The 17,775-nt window shown below is 63.5% G+C and carries 13 protein-coding genes; 10 read left to right on the forward strand and 3 right to left on the reverse strand.

Annotation, left to right across the window (positions count from 1 at the left end; translation table 11 throughout):
* Positions 1-85: 85 nt before the first annotated feature.
* From ASF84_RS05165 to ASF84_RS05175, 3 genes are all read right to left on the reverse strand, one after another.
* A complete protein-coding gene (locus ASF84_RS05165) occupies positions 86-835 on the reverse strand; it encodes a FadR/GntR family transcriptional regulator (protein WP_056835952.1) in 750 nt (249 codons plus the stop codon).
* Between the two features lie 185 nt (positions 836-1,020).
* Positions 1,021-1,590: a response regulator transcription factor gene (locus tag ASF84_RS05170; protein WP_056835954.1), complete on the reverse strand. Its 570-nt coding sequence runs from the start codon at positions 1,588-1,590 to the stop codon at positions 1,021-1,023.
* Complete coding sequence (locus ASF84_RS05175; protein ID WP_056835956.1) at positions 1,587-2,846, reverse strand: ATP-binding protein; 1,260 nt, start codon at positions 2,844-2,846, stop codon at positions 1,587-1,589. The genes ASF84_RS05170 and ASF84_RS05175 overlap by 4 nt, the downstream gene beginning before the upstream one ends.
* Before the next feature lie 204 nt (positions 2,847-3,050).
* Between ASF84_RS05175 and ASF84_RS05180 the strand changes: the two genes are divergently transcribed.
* The 10 genes from ASF84_RS05180 (at position 3,051) to ASF84_RS05225 (ending at position 17,561) form a co-directional block, all read left to right on the forward strand.
* Positions 3,051-3,764 (forward strand): SIMPL domain-containing protein, encoded by a 714-nt coding sequence (locus ASF84_RS05180; protein ID WP_056835958.1) that lies wholly within the window; start codon positions 3,051-3,053, stop codon positions 3,762-3,764.
* 199 nt (positions 3,765-3,963) lie between these two features.
* Positions 3,964-6,150 (forward strand): HET-C-related protein, encoded by a 2,187-nt coding sequence (locus ASF84_RS05185; protein ID WP_082481359.1) that lies wholly within the window; start codon positions 3,964-3,966, stop codon positions 6,148-6,150.
* Positions 6,151-6,236: 86 nt separating this feature from the next.
* A complete protein-coding gene (locus ASF84_RS05190) occupies positions 6,237-7,838 on the forward strand; it encodes an ABC transporter substrate-binding protein (protein WP_056835962.1) in 1,602 nt (533 codons plus the stop codon).
* 729 nt (positions 7,839-8,567) lie between these two features.
* Positions 8,568-10,190 carry an ABC transporter substrate-binding protein gene (locus ASF84_RS05195; protein ID WP_056835964.1) on the forward strand — a complete coding sequence of 541 codons (1,623 nt, stop codon included), beginning with the start codon at positions 8,568-8,570 and terminating at the stop codon, positions 10,188-10,190.
* Between the two features lie 204 nt (positions 10,191-10,394).
* Positions 10,395-11,990 (forward strand): ABC transporter substrate-binding protein, encoded by a 1,596-nt coding sequence (locus ASF84_RS05200; protein WP_056835966.1) that lies wholly within the window; start codon positions 10,395-10,397, stop codon positions 11,988-11,990.
* Between the two features lie 37 nt (positions 11,991-12,027).
* The gene (locus tag ASF84_RS05205) at positions 12,028-13,608 is read left to right on the forward strand and encodes an ABC transporter substrate-binding protein (protein WP_442963024.1); all 1,581 of its coding nucleotides are present in this window, start codon (positions 12,028-12,030) and stop codon (positions 13,606-13,608) included.
* Between the two features lie 67 nt (positions 13,609-13,675).
* Positions 13,676-14,686 (forward strand): ABC transporter permease subunit, encoded by a 1,011-nt coding sequence (locus ASF84_RS05210; RefSeq protein ID WP_056835970.1) that lies wholly within the window; start codon positions 13,676-13,678, stop codon positions 14,684-14,686.
* Positions 14,687-14,696: 10 nt separating this feature from the next.
* Complete coding sequence (locus tag ASF84_RS05215) at positions 14,697-15,608, forward strand: ABC transporter permease subunit (protein WP_056835972.1); 912 nt, start codon at positions 14,697-14,699, stop codon at positions 15,606-15,608.
* Positions 15,609-15,618: 10 nt separating this feature from the next.
* Complete coding sequence (locus ASF84_RS05220) at positions 15,619-16,587, forward strand: ABC transporter ATP-binding protein (RefSeq protein WP_056835973.1); 969 nt, start codon at positions 15,619-15,621, stop codon at positions 16,585-16,587.
* Positions 16,587-17,561 (forward strand): peptide ABC transporter ATP-binding protein, encoded by a 975-nt coding sequence (locus ASF84_RS05225; protein WP_056835976.1) that lies wholly within the window; start codon positions 16,587-16,589, stop codon positions 17,559-17,561. The genes ASF84_RS05220 and ASF84_RS05225 overlap by 1 nt, the downstream gene beginning before the upstream one ends.
* Positions 17,562-17,775 lie beyond the last annotated feature (214 nt).

Below are 17,775 nucleotides of genomic sequence, written 5' to 3' on the forward strand. Positions count from 1 at the left end.
GCGGTGAATCCTGCGGGTCTTTTCGCGACCGTTGGTCGCTCCTACGGATCGGGTGCTCGCTACGCAACAGCGGCGCGCCGCAGGGTCAGGCGTTTTGCGCGGCGGCTTCTTCGTGGGCGTGACGCAGGCGTTCGCGGCTGTTGGTCAGGTGCAGGCGCATCGCGGCGCGGGCGGCATCGGCGTCCTGGCGGGCGATGGCCTCGTAGATCTCTTCGTGCTCGCGGCTCAGGCGCAGGTTGTAATGCTGCTGGTCATCGTGGGCCAGGCGCGCCGAGTTCACCCGGGTACGCGGGATGATGCTCGAACCCAGGTGGGTCATGATGTCAGTGAAGTAGCGGTTGCCGGTGGCCAGGGCGATGTGCAGATGGAACTGGAAGTCCATGGACACCGCATCGATGGCGTGGGCCGCACTTTCGTTCAAGGCATCGAGCGCGGCGCGCATGGCGGCCAGTTGTTCCTCGGTGCGGCGCTGGGCAGCGAGTCCCGCGGTCTCCACTTCCAGGCTGATGCGCAGCTCAAGGATGGCCAGCACGTCACGCAGGGTGACGATGGTCGCCGGGTCGATGCGAAAGCCACTGGGGCTTGGCATGTCCAGGACAAAGGTGCCGATGCCGTGGCGGGTTTCGACCAGGCCCGAAGCCTGCAGGCGGGAAATGGCCTCGCGCACCACGGTGCGGCTGACGCCCTGCTCTTCCATGATGGCCGATTCGGTGGGCAGTTTGTCGCCACGCTTGAGCTGCCCGGAGCGGATACGCTCGGACAGCTCGGTCACCAGTTCCTGCGCAAGACTGCGATGTTTACGACGTGCGCGAGGTGGAGCGCTCTGATTTTCCATATCCTGCAAGGTTCTTCTCGATCTGTAGACGGCCAATCATAGCGCAGCGGTTGTATGATCACACGCCATGAAAATGCGGGTAAGCCAGCCGGTCATGCCGTAATCGCCCGATGCTGGCGAACTGACTCTCTTGGTCCGGGCCGCCACCGCTCAAGCCTGCGGCTTTGCCAGTGGTGGCCCGGGTTTCAACGGCGTACCGGGCGTTTCTGCAATTTGCGTTGCAAAGTACGTCGATGCATGCCCAAGGCACGCGCGGTCGCGGAAATATTGCCTTCATGCTCGGTCAGCACGCGCTGGATGTGCTCCCATTGCAGGCGGTCCACCGACATGGGGTTTTCCGGCACCAGGTTGTCCAGGTTGGCGTGCTCGGACAACAAGGCCGCCAGTACGTCGTCGGCATCGGCCGGCTTGCACAGGTAGTTGCAGGCGCCGCGCTTGATGGCCTCGACCGCCGTGGCAATGCTCGAATAGCCGGTCAGGATCACCACGCGCATGTCCGGGTCCAGCTCCAGCAGCCGGGGCAGCAGCACCAGGCCCGAGTCGCCGTCCATCTTCAGGTCGAGGGCGGCGTATTCGGGAATGTCCTGCTGGGCCAGCGCCAGCCCCTCTTCGGCCGAACCTGCGGTACTGACGCGAAAGCCGCGACGGGTCATTGCCCGGGCCATGACCCGGGTGAAGGTGGCGTCATCGTCGACCAGCAGCAGGTGCGGCAGTTCTTCGCCCTCGACCGGTTCGACCGTAGTGTCATCACTCATGCTTGTTCTCCTCGCTTGTCACGCGGCAGGCGCAGCTCGGTGAGCGTGCCCCCCTCTTCGTGACGATAGAGCCTGACCGAACCACCCGCCCGGGTGACACTGGCCTTGCTCAGAAACAGACCCAGGCCGAAGCCTTTGCCTTTGGTTGTGAAAAACGGCTTGCCGATCTGCTCGGCAATGGCCAGCGGCACGCCCGGACCGTGGTCACGAATGCTCAGGCAAATCTCGTCGCTGTCCCAGTCGAGCATCACCTGCAGGTTGTCGGGGCTGGCATCGGCGGCGTTGTTGAGCAGGTTGAGCAGCGCCTGGGTCAGGTCCGGCGGCGGCGCCAGCATCGGTACGCTGCCCTTGCCCAGTTGATGGAAACGATAACTCACTTCCGGGCGCATCAGGTGCCACCGGTTGAGCGACTCGTCGAGCCAGCGCGACACGGTCTGGAACTCGACGGCCATGCGCCGGTTGGCTTCGGCAGCGCGCACCAGATGCTGCAGGGTGTGCTTGCACTGCCCGACCTGCTCCTGCAGGACCGCCAGATCCTCCTGCAAGCCCGGATCGTGGTGGTCCTGGCGCATCTCGTTGAGCAGCACGCTCATGGTTGCCAGCGGCGTACCCAGTTCATGGGCGGCGCCGGCGGCCTGGGTGGCGACGGCCAGCAATTGCTCGTCGCGCAGCCCTTCTTCGCGGCGTTCAGCGCGCAATTGCTCCTGGCGGCGCAGCTCTTCGGCCATGCGCGCGGCAAAGAATGTGATAACCCCGGCGGCCAGCACAAAGCTCAGCCACATGCCGTAGACCTGCATGTTTTCCCGCGAGATGGGGTAGTTCTCCAGCGGATAGGCCTGCGCCAGCAGCCAGGTATACAGCGCCAGGGCGATGCCGGACAACACCAGCGAGTAACGCCACGGCAAGGTCACCGCAGCAATGGTCAGCGGCACCAGGTAATAGGACACGAACGGGTTGGTCGATCCACCGGAAAAATACAGCAGCGCACTGTGGATGATCAGGTCCAGGGCCAGTTGCACGGCGTATTCCTGCTCGGTCACCAGCCACGGCGTGCGCAGGCGGATGGCGGTCAGGGCACAGAGCACGGCCGAACAGGCCAGGGTGACCGACAGTTGCAGCCACGGCAGCGGCAAGACATCGAACAGCCAGGCGATGCCCACGGAGCCGGCCTGGGCGGCCAGGACCATCACGCGGATGAATGTCAGGCGCCACAGGTTTTGCCGTGTGGCCGAAAGCATTTGGACGGGGACGAGCATGAGCTCTCCTGCTGGGCGCCCGGAAGGCGGGTGGATCGGGTCGAGTATAACCAGCCACGGGCCACGACCGGGAATCCTGCGGCAATGCGCCACAGGATTTTTACGGTAAAGTCTTGGGCACCTGAACCGCACCCCGGGTGCGAAGTCTGATGCAGGTTGCTGTCCAACACTCGTTGGACCGCTGTTCGCCAACAAGGAGTTCACATGTCCAAGCTTCGTCCTGCCGCCGCTGTGCTGGCCCTGAGCGCCACTGTCCTGGCCAGCACCGCCGTTGCCGCCGATGAGCCGCGTTTCAACCAGGTTTCGCTGCGCGCCGAGGTCAACAAGGAAGTCGCCCGCGACCTGATGCAGGTCACCCTCTACACCGAAGCCCAGGATCGCGATCCGGGCAAGCTGGCGGCGCAGATCACCGAAAGCCTCAACAAGGCCGTCGGCCAGGCGCGCCAGGTCAAGGCCGTCGAAGTACGCCAGGGCAGCCGCAACAGCTCGCCGGTCTACGACGACAAGGGCCAGAAGATCATCGCCTGGCGCGAGCGCGCCGAACTGCGCCTGGAAAGCGCCGATTTCGCCGCCCTGTCGCAGCTGACCGGCGACCTGCTCACCACCCTGAAGATGGACAGCATGGACTTCTCCATTTCGTCGGCCACCCGCCGGGCCAGCGAAGACGACCTGCTCAAGGAAGCGGTGGCCGCCTTCAAGTCCCGCGCACAACTGGTCACCGATGCCATGGGCGGCCAGGGCTACAAAGTGGTCAACCTGAACCTCAACACCTCAGGTTACCCACAACCGTACCTGCGCTCGCCGGCGCCGATGATGATGAAGGCCGATCGCGCCGAAGCCGTCGCCCCGGATGTCGAGGCCGGCACCAGCAAGGTCACCGTGGCGGCCGACGGCATGATCGAGGTACAGATTCCCTGACAGTCTGGCCGGGCGCGGCGAGTGGCGGCTCGCCCCTCCCGACCTGCCAGGTCGCGATTCCTACCCCTTGATGTCCTGATTCCTTTGTCTGAACCTGATGATCTGACAGACCGCATCGCTTGCGTCCGATTTTCATCCTGCTGGTGAGCCGTACACTCGGCCTTGTAAACATTACTTACAACCAGACAAGGAATCACGGATGAATCCTCTTAATTCCCCTGCCCGCCGTCCCCGTCATCGCACTGCCATGCTGTTGGCCGGCGGGCGACCGCGCCATGCCTTCCAGGGCCATCGCCCGACCGGGCACCTGATGCACAGCACCTTTGCTCTGGAGCAATTGACCCGCCTGGCCAGGCATTGCCCCGAGCCGGAATTCGTCATGCTGCTGGCAACGGTGTTCGGCCTGGATATCGCACCGCAGACCTACCTGAACCTGCAAGCAGCCCTGCGCGAGGGGCAGATTCGTGCCCCTCAATGCCATATCGTCCACGATGGCTTCTACCCGGCCGAATACGACACCCACACCCGTACAATTCGTATTCACAGCGCAGCGCTGGATTATGTGCAGGCCCACCCGCAGGTCACCTGGGAGTTGCTGGAAATCCTGCTGCATGAATTCGGTCATCACCTCGACACCCTGTTGCGCGAGGATCTGTCTGCCGGCGCGCCGCCGCTGTCACGCGACGCCATCAGCGAAGAAGGCACGCGCTACGTGAAACGCATGGCCGCGACCGGCTGGGACGGACCGCAGCAGATCACGGTTGCCCGCTACATGAATGCAGCAGGTCAGCCGGTCACCCTTGAGGTGGAGCCGCGCAAGGCGCTGCATCGCATGCTGTCCTGCCGCGCGACCCTGGGCAATCACGGTCAGTCCCCCTCCGCCGCGCACCGGGAGTCTTTCGAGGCCACCGGTGAGGAAGACGGCAAGTTCAGCCATGAGCGGATCGAGAACATCCTGCTGGAGCTGGGGTTCAGCGAGAATGAATGCCAGAAGGTCTACTTCGGCAACTGGCTGCGCGACCACTCGCAGGTGCTGGACCCCAAGCTGGTGCGTGGAAAAAACATGAAAAAGAACTTCCCTCAGGTCCTGTCCCGCGACACCCTGATCGTTGTCGTCGACATTCTGGCGAGCCGCCACTTCGCCGAGCCGCGCCTGGAAGACAAGGGCAGCTTCCTGGTCACCCTCACCCGGCTTGGCGTCTATCGCCCCAGCGAGCACATCGACAACCCGCGCGTGGAGGCGGCCGATACCTTCGACCTGGCCGAGCGCGGCCCAGACTTCGAACCCTGGGTGGTGACCGGGGACGCGTTATTGCAGGTCGATCCCGACACCTCGATGAAACGCTACATCCAGCGTTCGGTCGACTTCATGCAGGGCCAGCTTCGGGAAGCCATGCAGCATGGCCGGACAACCGATGGGCTGCACAGCCTGGGGTCGGCCCTGCATGTGCTGGAAGACTTGTTCGCCCACTCCAACTTTGTCGAACTGGGCCTGATCAAGCTCGGCCATGCGGTGCTGCCATGGACCTCGGAAGCCGATTGTCGTCATAAGTTACCCCTGGTGACCGGCCGTTTTGCAGGTGCCGATATCATCGCCAGCCTGGCCCAGCCTCTCGCCCAGCTGATTGCGCCCTCCGAAAGCTGGCAGTTCAGCCTCAGCAAGCCTGGCGAACGCACCGCCAATGAGCGGATGACGCAGGTGCTGTTACGTGAGCATCACAACCCGGCCCTGCTGGAGGGCTATGAAAAGTGGCTGGAGTTCTGTGACGAACTGCGTGCCACCGAGGCCTATCCGTATATAAAGCTGTTGAGCTGGATCAGGCTCTCCCCCTTGCGCCTGCTCAGCAATGCCTGGAACGAACTGCAAAGCAGCCTGCTGACGCTGGTGGGCAACAGCGTTGACGAGGCGCAGACCTGGCTCGGTGGCGACCCTAACAAGGACGGTTCCACCGACCCCTCGCACTCGCAACTGGCCAAGGACCATGCCGACCACCCCTTGCACGAACCGGCAGGGCTGCTGGCCTCGCAAGCCTCTGCCAGAGTGGCCAAGGCCATGCTCGACCACTGGAACAGCAGGCCCGGCGAAGACCCGCTGGCGATTGCGGCCAGCTATTTCACCCACCCTTATGACGCCGACTGGCAGGACAGGCTGCTGAGCGACTGGGCAGAGCAGCATCCGGAAGGGATCAAGCAGGCGGGCTCCTTGAAGGATCTGAAAAAGCTCCAGGACCAGATCCTGAATGCCAGCCGTCAGGCCTTGAACACCTTGACCAGCGAAAGCCGCAAGACCTGGGACTATATTCAGGACCTCTTTGAAACCTGGCTGATCAAACTGGCCGAAACGCAAAACCCGGGCAATCTGCCATGGATCGACGTCAGGCCCTGACTGCAGACCGCAAGCCCTTGTAGGAAAAGCCAACAGTGCGGCATGCTCCATCGACACATTTTCCACTGCCCGACGATGGGGACTTCATGGACAAGACTGTCTTGCAACCGGTGTTGCTGACCGCCGCACTGCTGGCCTGCGCCCCGATGGCCCAGGCCGCCAGCACCCTGGTGTACTGCTCCGAGGCCAGCCCGGCCGGCTTCGATCCCAGCCAGTACACCAGCGGCACCGATTTCGATGCCTCGGCCGAAACCGTGTTCAACCGCCTGACCCAGTTCAAGCGCGGCGGCACCGAGGTCGAGCCGGGGCTGGCCACCGACTGGGAGGTCAGCCCCGATGGCCTGGCCTACACCTTCACCCTGCGCCAGGGCGTGAAGTTTCACACCACCGACTACTTCACCCCCAGCCGCGACTTCAACGCCGATGACGTGCTGTTCACCTTCAACCGCCTGCTGGATGCCAACCAGCCGTTTCGCCAGGCCTACCCGTCCGAATCGCCCTACTTCATCGACATGGGCCTGAACACCACGATCAAAAGTGTCGAAAAACTCGACGACCAGCGCGTGCGCTTCACCCTCAACAACGTCGACGCCGCCTTCGTGCAGAACCTGGCCATGAGCTTTGCCTCGATCCAGTCGGCCGAGTACGCCGACCAGTTGCTCAAGCAGGGCAAGGCCGCCGACCTGAACCAGAAGCCGATCGGTACCGGGCCGTTCGTCTTCAAGCGCTACCAGAAGGACTCGCAGATCCGCTACACCGCCAACCCCGCCTACTGGAAACCCGAAGACGTGAAGATCGACAACCTGATCTTCGCCATCAACACCGATGCTGCCGTGCGCCTGCAAAAGCTCAAGGCCGGCGAATGCCATGTCAGCGGTTACCCGCGCCCGCAGGACATCGAAGACATCAGCAAGGACCCGAATCTCAAGGTGCTCAGCCAGCCCGGCTTCAACCTGGGGTTCCTGGCCTATAACGTGACCCATCCGCCGCTGGACCAGCTCAAGGTGCGCCAGGCACTGGACATGGCCATCGACAAGCCGGCGATCATCAAGGCGGTGTACCGCAGCGCCGGCCAACTGGCCGAAAATGCCCTGCCGCCGGGCCAGTGGGGTTTCGATCCGGGCATCAAGGACGCCCCGCACGACCCGGAAAAAGCCCGCCGCCTGCTCAAGGAAGCCGGCATCGCGCCAGGCACGGTCATCAACCTGTGGGCCATGACCGTGCAGCGCGCCTCCAACCCCAACGCCCGGCTCTCGGCGCAGATGATTCAGGCTGACTGGGACAAGGTCGGCATCAAGGCCAATATCGTCAGTTATGAATGGGGCGAGTACATCAAGCGCGCCAAGGCCGGCGAGCATGACGCCATGATCTACGGCTGGACCGGCGACAATGGTGACCCGGACAACTGGCTGGGCGTGCTTTATAGCTGTGCAGCGGTCAAGGGCAGCAACTACGCCAAATGGTGCGACCCGGCCTACGACAAGCTGGTGCAGCAGGCCAAGATCACGGCGTCGCAGGATGAGCGCATCAAGCTGTATCAACAGGCCCAGCAGATTCTCAAGACCCAGGTGCCGATCACCCCGATTGCCAACTCCAGAGTGTTCCAGCCGATGCGCAAAGAGGTGCAGGACTTCAAGATCAGCCCGTTCGGGCTGACGCCGTTCTATGGGGTGAGTCTGGGTAAATAGCACGATCCCGTCACCCGTCGGGCTGGCCAGAGGGGTCTGTGCTTGAGTCGCGCACGGGGTGTCTGTTTCCCGACTGAGGCGGTTCGTCGCCCGCCGCAGAGCCGCCCCCCACCGGATTGATGTTGCCCAGAATTTCGGGCCTGGCATCAGACTGTGGGAGGCGGCTTGCCGGCGATGGCTATGGGACAGGCGCAGCATGTGTATGGGCCTTGCTGGCCTCATCGTCGGATCGCCGCCCGCAACAAGCCGCCTCCCACAGAATTGATGTCGCCCAAAGTCTCACGTGCCTGGCACAAGACCTGTGGGAAGCAGCAACTTCCTGTCCTCATCATCGGATCGCCGCCCGCTGCAGAGCCGCCTCCCACCAGATTGATGTTGTCCGGGATTTCGGGCCTCCCACATGTGGATGAGCCCCGGATCTCGTGCCTCCGGCAGGGTCGATGGTGCCTGTTGCCCCTGCGGGTTGAAACGAAACACGACTGCTCCAATCGGGTGCATGGCACTCACTCGATTGTCGGACAATTGCGTCGATAATGATGGCAAAAAGCCCTGGCAAACGTTCAACTTCTGCGAATTCGTACAACGTTGCGACATTCCTGTACGCCCGCGATCCGTCGTGATGTCCTTTTGAGGCCAAAACTGTCTTTTCGGTATATACCCTGCATGGAGCCCTTTCTGATCTGCTCACAAGGCAGGTCACTTCCTAAAATGACAACAATTGAGGCCACCATGCTCAAACACGCGGTCGTTCCGTTTTTCCTCGGTGCCAGCCTGCTGGCCGGCGCGCCGTTCGCCCAGGCCGCTTCCAGCCTGGTGTTCTGCTCGGAAGCAAGCCCTGCAGGCTTCGACTCGGCCCAGTACGTGGCCGGCACTGACTTCGATGCCGGCGCCGAGGCGATCTACAACCGCCTGAGCCAGTTCGAGCGTGGCAGCACCGCCGTGGTGCCGGGCCTGGCCACGAGCTGGGACATTGCCCCGGACCTGTTGACCTACACCTTTCACTTGCGCAAAGGCGTGAAGTTCCACACCACGCCGTACTTCAAGCCCACCCGTGATTTCAACGCCGACGATGTGCTGTTCACCTTCAACCGCATGATCGACAAGGACATGCCGTTCCGTAAGGCCTACCCCACGGAGTTCCCGTACTTCACCGACATGGGCATGGACACCAACATCAAGAAGGTCGAGAAGCTCGACGACAACACGGTGCGCTTCACCCTCGCCACCGTCGACGCCGCGTTCATCCAGAACCTCGCCATGAGCTTTGCCTCGATCGTCTCGGCCGAATACGCCGACCAGTTGCTCAAGCAAGGCAAGCCCCAGGACATCAACATGAAGCCGATCGGCACCGGGCCGTTCGTGTTCAAGAGCTATCAGAAAGACTCCAACATCCGCTACACCGGCAACAAGCAATACTGGGCGCCTGACGATGTCCGCGTGGACAACCTGATCTTCGCCATCACCACCGACCCGTCGGTGCGCATGCAGAAGCTCAAGCGCAACGAGTGCCAGATCACCGCCTACCCGCGCCCGGCGGATCTTGAGCCGCTCAAGGCCGACAAGAACCTGCAGATGCCCGAACAGGCCGGTTTCAACCTCGGCTACATCGCCTACAACGTCATGGACAAGGTCAAGGGCAGCGACCAGCCCAACCCGCTGGCGCAGCTGAAAGTGCGCCAGGCGCTGGACATGTCGGTGCACAAGCAGCAGATCATCGACTCGGTCTACCAGGGCGCCGGCCAGCTGGCCACCAACGCCATGCCGCCGACCCAGTGGTCCTACGACGACACCATCAAGGACGCCCCTTACGATGCGGACAAGGCCAAGGCCCTGCTCAAGGAAGCCGGCATCAAGGAAGGCACCGAGATCACCCTGTGGGCCATGCCGGTGCAGCGTCCGTACAACCCCAATGCCCGCCTGATGGCCGAGATGATCCAGGCCGACTGGAAGAAGATCGGCATCAACGCCAAGATCGTCAGCTACGAGTGGGGTGAGTACATCAAGCGCGCCAAGGAAGGCGAGATCGGCGCCATGCTGATCGGCTGGAGCGGCGACAACGGTGACCCGGACAACTGGCTGGGCACCCTGTACGGCTGCGATGCGGTCAACGGCAACAACTATTCGAAGTGGTGCGACAAGCCCTACGACGCGTTGATCAAGGAAGCCAAGGCCACCCCGGACCAGGCCAGACGCACCGAGCTGTACAAGCAGGCGCAACACCTGCTCAAGGAGGCGTTGCCGATCACGCCTATCGCGCACTCGACGGTCTACCAGCCGATGCGCAGCTCGGTCCAGGACTTCAAGATCAGCCCGCTGGGCCTGAACTCCTTCTATGGCGTCGGGGTGAAATAAATTGCCGTGGGGCGGTGCTGCGATGAGCGCCGCCGCCGCTTTCAGGACTTTTCCTACGACATTTTCAGCCATTAGACCGACATACCGCAGCCTGCGACTGACATACAGTTGCCGGCTGTCGCGCGCTTGGCCACAAGCCCGGCACGCCCACCAAGGGCCTGATCACCTACGACCGATCAGCGCCCCCGAATAACAAGGACTACCATGCGCCCACTTCTCGCAACGACCTCATTGTTGAGCCTGGCCCTGCTGGCCGCTGCACCTGCACAGGCCGCCAGCAACCTGGTGTTCTGCTCCGAGGCCAGCCCGGCCGGTTTCGACACCGCACAATACACCTCGGCCACCGATAACGACGCCGCCCAGCCTTTGTACAACCGCCTGGCCGAATTCGAGCCGGGCGGCACCGTGGCCGTGCCGGCCCTGGCCACGTCCTGGGACGTGTCGGCCGACGGCCTGACCTATACCTTTCATTTGCGTGAAGGGGTGAAGTTCCACAGTAACAAAGTGTTCACCCCCAGCCGCGATTTCAACGCCGACGACGTGGTGTTCACCTTCAACCGCATGCTCAAGGCCGACCATCCGTTCCGGGTCGCCTACCCGGCCGAGTTTCCATACTTCACCGGCATGGGCCTGGACAAAAAGATCCGCTCGGTGGAAAAGACCGGCCCGCTGACCGTGGTCTTTACCCTCAACACTGTCGATGCCGCGTTCATCCAGAACCTGGCCATGAGCTTTGCCTCGATTCTCTCGGCCGAATACGCCGGACAACTGATGGCCAGCGGCAAGCCGCGTGACATCAACCAGCAACCGATCGGCACCGGGCCGTTCACCTTCCAGCGTTACCAGAAAGACGCGCAGATTCGCTACAAGGGCAACCCGGACTACTGGGCGCCCGAGCAGGTCAAGCTCGACCAGTTGATCTTCGCCATCAACACTGACGCCTCGGTGCGCCTGCAAAAGCTGCGCAAGAACGAATGCCAGGTCACCCTGCACCCCCGTCCCGCCGATGTGCCGGGCCTGAAGGCCGATCCGCAACTGCAGGTGATCGAAAGCCCCGGCTACAACCTGGGCTATATCGCCTACAACGTACGCCATGCACCGCTGGACAACCTGCAGGTGCGCCAGGCGCTGGACATGGCGGTCAACAAGCAGGCGATCATTGACGCGGTGTATCAGGGCGCAGGCCAGAAGGCCGTCAATGCCATGCCGCCCAGCCAGTGGTCCTATGACACCAGCCTTCAGGATGCACCGTTCGACCCGGACAAGGCCCGCGAGCTGCTGCGCGCCGCCGGGGTCAAGGAAGGCACCGAGCTGAACCTGTGGGCCATGCCGGTGCAGCGCCCGTACAACCCCAATGCCAGGCTGATGGCCGAAATGCTCCAGGCCGACTGGGCCAGGGTCGGCCTGAAGGTGAAGATCGTCAGCTATGAGTGGGGCGAGTACCTCAAGCGCACCAAAAACGGCGAGCACGACATCTCGCTGATCGGCTGGACCGGCGACAATGGCGATCCCGACAACTGGCTGGGCACGCTCTACAGCTGCGCGGCGATTGGCGGCAATAATTACTCGATGTGGTGCGACGCGCAGTACGACCGGCTGGTCAAGGCGGCCATCGCCACCACCGACAAGGGCCAGCGCACCGACCTGTACCAGCAGGCGCAGCGCTACCTCAAGCAACAGGTGCCGATCACGCCCATTGCCCATTCGACCGTCAGCCAGCCCTTGCGGGCCAACGTCGAAGGCTTCCGGGTCAGCCCGTTCGGGCGCAATAACTTTTCCGGCGTGAGCCTCAAGGACTGAGGTCCTCACAGGAGTAACCACCTTGAAACCGACGTATCTGCATGGACCTCTGGTCGGGGTACTGCTGTGCGCCAGCGCGACGCTGATGGCCAAGCCACTGGTGGTGTGCACCGAGGCGAGCCCCGAAGGCTTCGACATCGTGCAGTACACCACGGCGGTCAGCGCCGATGCTTCGGCCGAGACGGTGCTGGAGCGGCTGGTCGCCTTTACACCCGGCACCGCCGACCCGGTGCCGGGGCTGGCCGAGCGCTGGGACATCAGTGACGATGGCCGGGTGTACACCTTTCACCTGCGCCGCGGGGTGAAGTTCCAGACCACACCCGACTTCACTCCCAGCCGTGAGATGAATGCCGACGACGTGCTCTGGAGTTTCCAGCGCCAGCTGGACCCGGCCCACCCGTGGCACCGATTGTCCTCGGTGGGTTTTCCGTACTTTGAAAGTATGGGCTTTCGCACCCTGCTCAAAAGCATCGAGAAACTGGACGACGCCACTGTGCGCTTCACCCTGACCCGGGCCGAAGCGCCGTTCCTGCGCGACCTGGCCATGCCGTTTACCTCGATCTATTCGGCCGAGTACGCCGACCGGTTGCTCAAGACCGGCAAGACCGAATGGCTCAACAGCAGGCCGGTGGGCACCGGGCCGTTCATCCTCACCCGCTATGTCAAGGACGCCCAGGTGCGCTTCAAGGCCAACCCCGACTACTACAAGGGCCCGCCACCCAGCGAAACCCTGGTCTTTGCCATCACGGTAGACAACAATACCCGCCTGCAGAAGCTCAAGGCCAATGAATGCCAGGTGGCGCTGTACCCCAAGCCCGATGACATCGAGGCGGTCAAGGCCGACCCGCAACTGGCCATCGACGAGCTTGAAGGCCTGATGACCAGCTACGTGGCGCTCAATACCTCAAGGCCCTGGCTCTCCGATGTGCGTGTACGCCAGGCCATCAACCTGGCGTTCGACAAGCCGGCCTATCTGGCGGCACTGTTCGGCGCTGAAAAGGCCACCGCCGGCGTCGGTCCCTACCCGCCGACCCTGCTCGGCCATGACCCGGCGCTGCAAGACCCGCCGCGTGACCTTGAACAGGCCCGTACGTTGATCAGACAGGCGGGGGTGCCCGAAGGCCAGGTGCTGACCCTGTTCACCCGCAATGGCGGCGCGGTCACCAACCCCAATCCGTTGCTGGGTGCGCAGATGCTGCAGGCGGACCTGGCCAGGATCGGCCTCAAAGTGGATATTCGCGTCATGGAATGGGCGGAGATGCTCCGGCGTGCCAAGCGCGGCGAGCACGACATGGTGTTTGCCGGCTGGGCCGGCGACAACGGTGACCCGGACAACTTCCTGACCCCCAACCTGGGGTGCGAGGCGGCACGCAACGGCGAAAACTACGCACGCTGGTGCAATGCAGCCTTCGACGCAGCGATTAATCTGGCCCGCAGCACGAGCGAACCTGCGGCACGCGCCGCCCTCTATAAGCAGGCACAGCAGGTGTTTATCCAGGAGCGACCCTGGATCAGCCTGGCGTACCCCAAGCTGTTCATTGCCAGGCGCCACAACGTCGAAGGCTTTCATGTCAGCCCGCTGATCAATAACAACTTCTCGACCACGAGCGTGAAGTAAACAACACCGCCAGCCCCCACGAGGGTGCCGGGCGGCTTGCCTGAAGGCCGATGAGGATCACCACATAATGTTGAGTTTTATTGCCCGCCGGGTGGGGTTGCTGATCCCCACCTTTTTCGGCATCACCCTGTTGACCTTCGCCCTGATTCGCCTGATTCCGGGCGACCCGGTGGAAGTGATGATGGGCGAGCGCCGGGTCGACCCGGAAATGCACGCCCAGGCCATGGAGCGCCTGGGCCTGAACAAGCCTCTGTATGCGCAGTACCTGGACTATATCGGCAAGCTCGCCCAGGGCGATCTCGGTGAGTCGCTGCGCACCCGGGAAAGCGTCTGGACCGAGTTCCTGTCGCTGTTCCCGGCCACGCTGGAGCTGTCGCTGGCGGCCTTGCTGTTCGCCGGGGTACTGGGCCTGCTGGCCGGGGTCACCGCGGCGCTCAAGCGAGGGTCGCTGTTCGATCATGGGGTCATGGGCATCTCGCTGGCCGGCTATTCGATGCCGATCTTCTGGTGGGGCCTGATCCTGATCATGTTCTTCTCGGTGAGCCTGGGCTGGACCCCGGTGTCCGGGCGCATCGACCTGCTGTATGACATCCCGCCGGTCACCGGCTTCATGCTCATCGACACCTTGCTCAGCGACGAGCCGGGCGCGTTCCTTGATGCGCTGCACCACTTGATCCTGCCGGCCATCGTGCTGGGCACCATTCCGCTGGCGGTGATCGCGCGCATGACCCGCTCTTCGATGCTCGAAGTGCTGCGTGAAGACTACGTGCGCACCGCCAGGGCCAAGGGGCTGTCGCCGGCACGGGTGGTGTTTATCCACGGGCTGCGCAATGCACTGATCCCGGTGCTGACTGTGTTCGGTCTGCAGGTCGGCGCACTGCTGGCCGGCGCGGTGCTGACCGAGACCATCTTTTCCTGGCCCGGCATCGGCAAGTGGCTGATCGAAGCCATCGGCGCCCGGGACTATCCGGTGGTGCAGAACGGCATCCTGCTGATCGCCTGCCTGGTCATTCTGGTCAACTTCGTCGTGGATATTCTCTACGGCCTTGCCAACCCTCGTATTCGCCATCAGCGCTGAGATCATTCCCATGAGCGATAACACTCCTGCGGTAGCAGTCGATCAAAGCCTGCTCTACCCGTCGCCGGCCAAGGAATTCTGGCAGGCCTTTGCCAAGAACAAGGGCGCGGTAGCCGGCCTTGTATTCATGATCATCATTGTGTTCTGCGCGCTGTTCGCGCCCTGGGTGGCGCCGCATGACCCCAGCGAGCAATACCGCGACTTTCTGCTGACGCCGCCGGCCTGGCTCGAAGGCGGTCAGTGGCAATTCCTCCTCGGCACCGACGAGTTGGGCCGCGACCTGCTGTCGCGCCTGATCCACGGCTCACGCCTGTCGCTGCTGATCGGCCTGTCGTCGGTGGTCATGTCGTTGATCCCCGGCATCCTGCTGGGCCTGCTGGCCGGGTTCTTCCCGCGCCTGCTCGGTCCCACCGTGATGCGCCTGATGGACATCATGCTGGCCCTGCCCTCGCTGCTGCTGGCCGTGGCCATCGTCGCCATCCTCGGCCCTGGCCTGATCAACACCGTGATTGCCATCGCCATCGTGTCCCTGCCGTCCTATGTGCGCCTGACCCGTGCCGCGGTGATGGGCGAGCTGAACCGCGACTACGTGACCGCCGCCCGACTGGCCGGCGCCACCCTGCCCCGGTTGATGTTCGTGACCGTGCTGCCCAACTGCATGGCGCCGCTGATCGTGCAGGCCACCTTGAGTTTTTCTTCGGCGATCCTCGACGCCGCCGCGCTGGGCTTCCTGGGCCTGGGCGTGCAACCGCCGACGCCGGAGTGGGGCACCATGCTCGCCTCGGCGCGCGACTACATCGAACGCGCCTGGTGGGTGGTCAGCCTGCCCGGCCTGACCATTTTGCTCAGCGTGCTGGCAATCAACCTGATGGGCGACGGCCTGCGCGATGCGCTGGACCCGAAACTCAAGAACGCCGCCTGAGGAGATTCCCATGTCTTTGCTTGAAATTCGTAATCTCTCGGTGCGTTTCGGCGATGCCAAGACGGTGCCGGTGGTCGATGGCCTGTCGCTGAGCGTCGACAAGGGCGAGGTGCTGGCCATTGTCGGCGAGTCCGGCTCGGGTAAATCGGTGACCATGATGGCGCTGATGGGCCTGATCGAGCACCCCGGCATCATCCAGGCCGATGCGCTGAACTTCGACGGCCACGAGCTGCTGAAACTCAATGCCCGGCAGCGGCGCAAGATCATCGGCAAGGACCTGGCCATGGTGTTCCAGGACCCGATGACCGCGCTGAACCCCAGCTACACCGTGGGCTACCAGATCATCGAGGTGCTGCGCCAGCACCTGGGGTTGTCCGGCAAGGCCGCACGCCAGCGCGCGCTGGAGCTGCTGGAAAAGGTCGAGATTCCCGGCGCCGCCCAGCGCCTGGACGCTTACCCGCATCAATTGTCCGGCGGCATGAGCCAGCGGGTGGCAATTGCCATGGCGATTGCCGGCGAACCCAAGCTGCTGATCGCCGACGAACCGACCACCGCACTGGACGTGACCATCCAGGCGCAGATCATGGAACTGCTGCTGAGCCTGCAGAAAGAACAGAACATGGCCCTGGTGCTGATCACCCACGACCTGGCGGTGGTCGCCGAGACCGCGCAGCGGGTCTGCGTGATGTACGCCGGACAAGCGGTGGAAGTCGGCCAGGTGCCGGGCCTGTTCGAGGTGCCGGCGCACCCGTACAGCGAAGCGCTGCTGGCGGCGATTCCAGAACACAGCATGGGCGCCGAGCGCCTGGCCACCTTGCCGGGCATGGTGCCGGGCCGCTACGACCGCCCGATGGGCTGCCTGCTGTCGCCGCGCTGCCCGTACGTGCGCGACAACTGCCGTGTCCAGCGCCCGGCGCTGGACCCCAAGGCGCATAGCCTGGCGCGTTGTTTCTATCCCTTGAACCAGGAGGTGGCGTAATGAGCGTCGTACTGACTGCCCGCGACCTGACCCGTCACTATGAAGTCTCCCGTGGCCTGTTCAAGGGCCACGCCACCGTGCGCGCCCTGAACGGCGTGTCGTTCGAACTGGAGGCCGGCAAGACCCTGGCGGTGGTCGGCGAGTCCGGCTGCGGCAAGTCCACCCTGGCCCGGGCCCTGACCCTGATCGAAGAGCCCTCGTCGGGCTCGTTGCAGATTGCCGGGCAGGAAGTCACCGGCGCCAGCAAGGCCGAACGCAAGCAACTGCGCAAGGACGTGCAGATGGTGTTCCAGAGCCCGTACGCCTCGCTCAACCCGCGGCAGAAGATCGGCGACCAGTTGGGCGAGCCACTGCTGATCAATACCGACCTGAGCCGTGCCGAGCGCCGCGAAAAGGTCCAGGCGATGATGAGCCAGGTCGGCCTGCGCCCCGAGCATTACCAGCGCTACCCGCACATGTTCTCTGGCGGCCAGCGCCAGCGCATCGCCCTGGCCCGGGCCATGATGCTGCAACCCAAGGTATTGGTGGCCGATGAGCCGACCTCGGCGCTGGACGTGTCGATCCAGGCCCAGGTGCTGAACCTGTTCATGGACCTGCAGCAGGAGTTCAACACCGCCTATGTGTTCATCTCGCACAACCTCTCGGTGGTGCGCCATGTGGCCGACACGGTACTGGTGATGTACCTGGGGCGGCCGGCGGAAATGGGGCCCAAGGAGGCTATTTACGAACGTCCACTGCACCCTTATACCCAGGCGCTGCTGTCGGCGACCCCGACCATCCACCCCGACCCGCTGAAGCCGAAGATCAAGATCGTCGGCGAACTGCCCAACCCCCTCGACCCGCCGAGTGGCTGCGCCTTTCACAAGCGCTGCCCGTACGCGACGCCGCGCTGCGCCAGCGAGGTGCCGGCCCTGCGCGAGGTAGATCGCCGGCAGGTGGCGTGTCATTACGCCGAACAGTTCGTCGCCGGCTGAGGCAGGCATCTTGGCACCTGTGGGAAATCACCCGCTGCCGCGTAGCAGACATGGGACCCGGTAGGAGCCCGCTTGCCGGCGACCGGCTGCGTCAGCAGTCGTAAATTTTCAGCGTTTCCGAGAATTTGCGAGCGCTACGCACTCGGTCGCGGTGGTCCGGCATCCCGGCAAGCGCGCTCCTACCGGGGATCCAGGTATCCGGGCGAAAGAATTA

Source organism: Pseudomonas sp. Leaf127, from assembly GCF_001423155.1.
Lineage (GTDB): Bacteria > Pseudomonadota > Gammaproteobacteria > Pseudomonadales > Pseudomonadaceae > Aquipseudomonas > Aquipseudomonas ovata.